Annotated in this window: 3 protein-coding genes; all 3 read right to left on the minus strand. The window is 37.5% G+C overall.

What is annotated here, in order from left to right:
- Positions 1 to 165 precede the first annotated feature (165 nt).
- The gene (locus tag DWX62_RS16775; protein WP_120173028.1) at positions 166 to 1,962 is read right to left on the minus strand and encodes a hypothetical protein; all 1,797 of its coding nucleotides are present in this window, start codon (positions 1,960 to 1,962) and stop codon (positions 166 to 168) included.
- A 269-nt stretch (positions 1,963 to 2,231) separates the two neighbouring features.
- A complete protein-coding gene (locus tag DWX62_RS16780; protein ID WP_120173029.1) occupies positions 2,232 to 4,082 on the minus strand; it encodes a SusD/RagB family nutrient-binding outer membrane lipoprotein in 1,851 nt (616 codons plus the stop codon).
- Between the two features lie 31 nt (positions 4,083 to 4,113).
- On the minus strand, positions 4,114 to 7,233 hold a 3,120-nt coding region (locus DWX62_RS16785), incomplete at its 5' end, for a SusC/RagA family TonB-linked outer membrane protein (RefSeq protein ID WP_243636282.1).

Genomic DNA, 7,233 nt, shown 5'->3' on the forward strand with positions numbered 1-7,233 from the left:
ACCATTAGAGCCTTCAATATCTTTATTCAATCAAACTAAAGTCAAAATGAAATCCATTAAATTTCTAATTCGGATACAAAGATAATCAATGGAATACATACAATCCTAAGATTTTAAGAATATTAAATTAACATTCTATAAATAAAGAGAAGCCCTTAGACGAAATCAATATCGGATTACCGACATCGGACCAATTTCATCGCTAAACAACTTATATAATACAGGATGTTGCAGCATTCGCTTTATCGAATACAATTTTCCATCTATCAATACTTCATCACGAACAAGTCGTACTCCGTGACTATAATCTACATAATCTACACTATGCGCAGCACTCAATGGCTGAATAGGTTTGCCATCCTGATAATGCCAACCGTAAATGAATAACCTACCTGGTTCATCTGCCATCCGGTTGGTTATCACAATATCCTTTTTATGACCGGCCATTAAACCATAAAGCCTTCCATTTACCAAACGGGTAGCTTCTATTATAGAATCATGGCGCATAAATATAGGTACAGTAACCATTGTAGAATCAGGTGTCATAGGATGAGGAGTAAATTTCCAGGAACTATGAAAATGAATCAAATCAGAAATTTTTCTGGTAGGCAGTATCGCACCATACAAATCGGCTATCTTTTGAGCCGTCTGCGGCAACATAGGAATACGCAAAAAATCATAATTCATCCCTATTGCCAGAAAATCGGGCAATACACATAATACTACTCCATGCAATTTACCATCAGCATCCTGCAAGCTATCTGTTAGATATACGGGCTGGCGTAATAAATCCGGAATATTTCCCTGTGCGATTTCTTTGTAAACAATAGAATCGCGTTCCTCTACTTTCATATTCATTACTTGACGGGCAAATCCACTTCCTGTAACATTTTTTTTTGCCCGAGGCGGAAATCGAAAAGCATGAGGTTTTATTATTGAGTCTTGCCTATAAGTACCATATACCTTTCTACCCATGAACTGATACCCTATATTTTCATACTCTGTTCCGGCAAAAACAGACTGAATAAAACCATTTCGTTCCACCAATATGGTATGATAGATTCTCCGTTCAGGGTTCTTCCTTGAATAAAACTGCACTTTCCGATTACTTGTCATAAAATAGATTATGCTGTCATTCTCTACTTTATTCCACCTAAAACGTTTCATATTCTTTCTCAAATATCGCTGCATTAAACATGTTTTATACCAAGTACCCCCTTTTCGGGAAACAATAGATTTTCCATCCAATAAGGCATTCTCATCATCGTAACAAGCAACAAACAAGCTATTTTCAGGAGAGGCCTCCAACCATTTCTTTAATTTTTCTCCATATTGCTTGTCATTCCAATTATAATTACTATCAATAAAAGAAATCTTTTTCACATAAATAGGAATATCAAAAACCGTATCCATAAAACCAAATATAAAATTCCCACCACCGCTATGACTATTCAACTCAATAGTAGGATGATATTCGGAGAATAAAGCAAAAATATATTCCACTACTTCTTTAATTTTCTGCTCTCGTCCAACTCCATCTTTCCTCCATTTCCCCCAACTCTTCGTATCTGCCTCCAAATAAACAGTTACTAGATTATATTCTTGAACTTTTGCTCTGATATACCGTGTTTGCGCTCCAATGTGTTGTATATGATAGTGCCAATCATCTTCATAAGCCGGCAATTTTCCAACAGTCCAATCTATACTATTGCCATTGGGCAATGCATATAATACCAACTTTGTCGGTTTATTCCTATCAAACTCAACTATTGAAGGTGCATTTATGCGAATATTGATTCCCGGAGGATATACAAACGACATTTCTTGTTCTCCGAAATAGGGGCTTATCACAAAACCAGACAACTTATTATCCCCACATCTAGCATCAGCAGACGTAACTATTTGTGCCTGGACAACAGACACAAAATACCATAAGTAAACCAATAACAGAATTTTACTCATATAACTTAGTATAAATATGCACTACAAAGTTAATCTATCAATTTATACAAAAGATTATCAGTTTATAAAAATAGCCGATTCTCACGAACCGGCTATTTCAATCATCATCTATGAATGAAGACCGTTAGAGTCTCCAGTATATTAAAACTGTACTACAATTTCTGTATATCCAATACAAATATTGATACTGAAATTATTATCGGCAATATCGCCAACAACACAGAAAATAAAAACATCATCAATTTACATGTATGAATTGAACTTTCTTTTTATTCTTGATTTGAATCCCACCACACAGGCAATGTACAAATAAGGTTATTATTATACCATCCTTCACCAAGCTCAGCAGCTCCTGGGACTTGGGAACCAATGGCTGCAAGATTAGTGGTATTATATGTCAGCTCATAAGAAGCTTGCTTCCAACGACGAGGCGACTTATCTTCCGGGCAGTAAGTAAATCCTGCTGGAGTATTCCTATAATAATACGATTTATCCCAATTCATGAATATATTCGTATCATAATCACAACGACGCATATCATTCCAATTCTCATTAGAATATGGCATTGCCAACATCTTCTGAGTCAAAATTTTGCCGAGAGTAATATCTGAGGAATTTCCTAGTGCATTATTCAAGAAATTATCAATATCAGCTTGTTCAATATGAGTAAACGAGGGGCAAGACTCCAATTTTCCATCCTCTGAAGTCCACACGCCAATCTGATCATTAACAAAATCAATACTTGCTTTAACACCTTCTTTATAGGCAATAAATGCTCCTGATTTATCGCCTTGACGGAAAAGCGTCTCTGCTTTGATAAAACAAGCTTCGGAATACGATGCCATAAGGGATGGACTTGTTGGGCGGGCATAAAACACTCCGCTCAGCGCAGAAGTGTCATAAGATTTATTACGTCGATAAAGAATATCTACACCGCCTGCATATCCCGTACCACCACAAGTTGTCCACACATAAATAGTATCTCCTTTACGAGTTGGACTATCACAATACCAACTCTGGGTAGTTGCATCAAATGACAAAGCATATGGACCTGATTGACTTAAAATATCAGTTTGCATATCAACCCCCATAGAACGACGCCACAAACCGTCATCTGACCATTTTATATCAATAGGAGTTTCAGGGCCTTTCATAGAACGAGTCCAAGGGATAAACTTATCAGCACGTGGATCTTCTATTCCCTTTCCATCAAAGTTAGTCAAATTATCATAATAGCATTTAGTTATATAAATATTACTATTCATACCAATACAAGAATAGAGAGCAGAATAATCTATCGGCTCATTCCAGCCCAATACATCATGAGAAGGTGTATTAGTATCCGTATGTTTTATAACAGTATTATCAGCATTACTTTGTTGAGCTTTAGCTAAACAATTCAGAATTTCCGGAGCATCATATTTGCCATCTTTATAATTTCCAGCCTCTTTCTTGACTAAATGATTCAGCCAGCGTGCTTTAAGAAGATAACACATTTTCAGCCATTTATCTGCATCACCACCATTCCAAGAATCGCCTTCTACCAAATCCACTGGTGTAACATTATTTATTGCCTCTTGTTGTCTAGAAAACAACTCAATAGCTTCATCAATATCAGTTATACAACCAAGGAATATTGTTTTACCATTATCATAAACAGGAGAAGGATTTTCTCCAAATGCATCATTATAAGGGATTTCTCCAAATAAATCAGTAAGCATCATAAAACCATAAGCACGAAAAAATTTGGCTGCACCTGCATAGTGATAAGCACCAGCCTCCATTGCCTGATTATATAAATCATTACAATTCACACCTACCTGAGTAAAAAACCACTGTTGCGCATTAGCAGCACGAGTTGAAGAATCAAGTTGCCATTTAGCCGCCCCTCCTTCGCGTGCATTGTTACGATAGAAATGACCACAATAAAAACTAGTATTCGAGGCTACAATATGGTAAATATGTTCCATATAAAATTGCATCCAAGGTAAACGCTGATGGAACTCAGCATCAGTAGATATAGGAGTATTTGGATTGGTGTTGACATCCAACCAGTCATCACATGCGGAGAGCGCGACACAAGCTGCAACTCCGAGAATTATTTTCTTGTATAGTTTCATATTATTCAATTTTCATACAGTTAAACAATATTTAGAAAGTCAGATTAACACCAAAAGCAAAACTTGCTGTCGCAGGAACTCCACAATAATCAATACCTACTGAGGATGAGCCTACTGCACCCGATCCAGCTGCTGCAACTTCCGGATCACCGTTATAATTAGTGAAAAGAAGAAGATTATTAGCCGTTGCCGTAATTGAGGCACGTTTTATAACTTTTGTTTTGGCAAGTAACGTTTTTGGCAAATTATATGAGAGTGAAATAGTACGAAGACGAAGTGCATTCACCTTTGTCATGAAGTTTGCTGTTTCATTAGGATAAATATCCTGATAATAATTAGCTATAATTGTTTTACCGCTGGTTTCTTTACCATTATAAGTATATGTTTTATTAGCTTCGAAAGTATTCGTTACAAATTCACCATTTGTATTTACACCTGAAACCTCTATTTTTTCCCGGTTGGCAGAGAACTCACTCACACCCGCAAGCGTCATAGCATATTCCGTTCCATTATAAACATGCCCACCTACACGAAAATCCCACAACATATTCAATGACACCCCTTTATAAGTAATAGTATTATTCCATCCACCAGAGAATGTAGGTTCACGATTACCTATTTCAAGATTGGCATTAGTTCCTTTAGTCGGAAGCCCATTCTTGTCTAATACAACTCGACCTTGGTCATCACGTTTCCATTCACTACCGGAAATTGCCATAAAATTACCATTAGGGAAAGAAGCCGCTTTAGCATTACCAACTTGTACATCGGTCACATAAAGAATTTCTACACCTTCAAGCAGATTTTTCACTGTACCACGATTACCACTGACATTAATAGTTGATTCCCATGTCCAATCCTTAGTTTGAATAGGTGTACCGCCAATACTTAACTCCATGCCTTTATTATAAACGTCACCTGCATTAACAGAACGGAGAATATAACCTGTTGCATTTGACAGACGAGGTGACATAATCTGATTATACGAATTATTGGTATAGTAGGCGTAATCCAACTTCAGACGATTATTAAAAAAGCGCAATTCAATACCCAATTCGGTAGATTCCGTAATCTCGGGTTTTAATGCAGCATTACCAGCAGTCCAATAATTACTTACCCCAGTAAGGCCACCAAGGAATGACTGACTGGGCCACAATGCTGTTTCCAACGAATACGGACTCGTATCTTTGCCTACACGCGCCCAGCTCGCACGTACTTTACCGAATGATAACCAATCTATTTTAGGAAGAAATTCTGTAAACACAATACTACCACTTACCGAAGGATAAAAATAAGAACGATTCTCAATTGGTAATGTAGAAGACCAATCGTTACGTCCTGATACTGTCAAAAACACTGTATTCTTCCAATCAGCACGGAATTCACCAAATGTACCAATAAGGCGTTTTTGAGAACGTGAACTTGAAAAATCACGGTTATCATTCGTTGCATTGTCAAATGCGTAAAAATCAGGAATTTCAAAGTTCCAAGCCATTCTATAGTTAGTCCAAGTCCGAGTATCGTCAGTAGATGTACCAAGCATCAAGTTAAAGTTAAAGTCTCCAAACTGTTTATTGAAATTCATCATTAAATTCGTAGAAAGATATTTATACCGATAAGAATTTTCGCTATACATACCTTTTTGCCATGCCAATTTATATACTCCACCAGCAGCAAGAGTCTTTGAATCATCTGTAGTGTAAGAGTCAATGCCCATACGATAACTAATCCACCACCAATCTGCAATATCAGCCTTGATACTAAAATTACCCGTGAAACGCTCAGTATTATCTTTCAACTTATTCTTATTAAGAATCCAGTATGGATTATCGCGTTCATCAACAACATCAAGACGATCTCCAAACATACGATAGCGAGTACCGTCTTCATTCAAGTAGTGTTTCATATCATCAGTAGGAGACCAACGGTATACCCCCGTCATGGTACCAGAACCACTTGAACCATATAACCCAGCAGAGGTCAATGTTTTATCAGTGTTTGCTTGAGAATATGCTACATTTGCACCGAATGTGAGCATTCTCCACTTTTGTTCACCATTAAAACGGAACGTTGCTTTCTCATAACCAGTATTAGGAATTATACCATCTTGATTATAATAAGAGCCTGAAAGATAAAAATTACTATTTTTAGAACCACCAGCCACGCTTATATTGGTATCCCATGCACCACCTTGTTGAAAAAAGTCATCTATATTATCATAGGTTGCTGCCCCATTGTCAATAGGTGCTCCCCATGAATTATAACTAAAATCATTATAAGTCGTTCCAGTATATTTTCCATCGGTGTACTGATCTTCAGCAAACCCTCTTCCATATTTCCGTTGTGTTTTAGGAAGAGAAGTAGCCCATTGCGTGATATACTTAGTGGAGAAATTCACCTCAACGGCTCCCTCCTTTCCTTTTTTGGTTGTAATAATTACAACACCTGCAGCAGCACGTGAACCGTAAAGAGCAGCAGCAGCCGGACCTTTAAGAACTGACATGTTTTCAATATCCTCAGGGTTTATATCCATTACACGATTAGAATTGGTAGAAGCTGTCGATAAACTACCATCAAAAGCAGAGTTACCAACTACTGTAGTAGAGTTATCATAGATTACACCATCAACAACAAATACTGGTTGATTGTCACGTTCAAGCGAAGTCCCACCACGAAGAATGATTTGAGAACCGGCACCGGCAGCACCACCTCCTTGCGTAATATTAACACCAGCAATTTTACCAGCCAAAGAGTTAATCGGATTCACACTTTTATTTTTCATAAGCTCTTCCGCATCTACATCATCAATGGCATATCCCAAAGATTTGCGGTCTTTCTTAATACCCATAGCTGTCACTACCACTTCATCCAATGTTTGCGAATCATCTTGCAAAGTCACTGAATACGAAGAAGCATTTGTCACTTTAAGCATAGCAGTTTTATATCCAATAAAGGATATCTCCAATGTGCTACCCGCCGGCGCTTCTACAGAGAATTTTCCGTCAACGTCCGTCACGGCACCGGTACCAGAACCTTTTACCAGCACGCTGGCACCGATGATTGGTTCGCCCGCTGCATCTAAAACTTTACCTGTGATTTTCTTGGCTTGCTGAGTACTTTGGGAACTTAGTTTATATTTATTGTTACCATT

The organism is Bacteroides sp. AF20-13LB (assembly GCF_003603065.1).
In the GTDB taxonomy this organism is placed as follows: Bacteria; Bacteroidota; Bacteroidia; order Bacteroidales; family Bacteroidaceae; genus Bacteroides; species Bacteroides uniformis.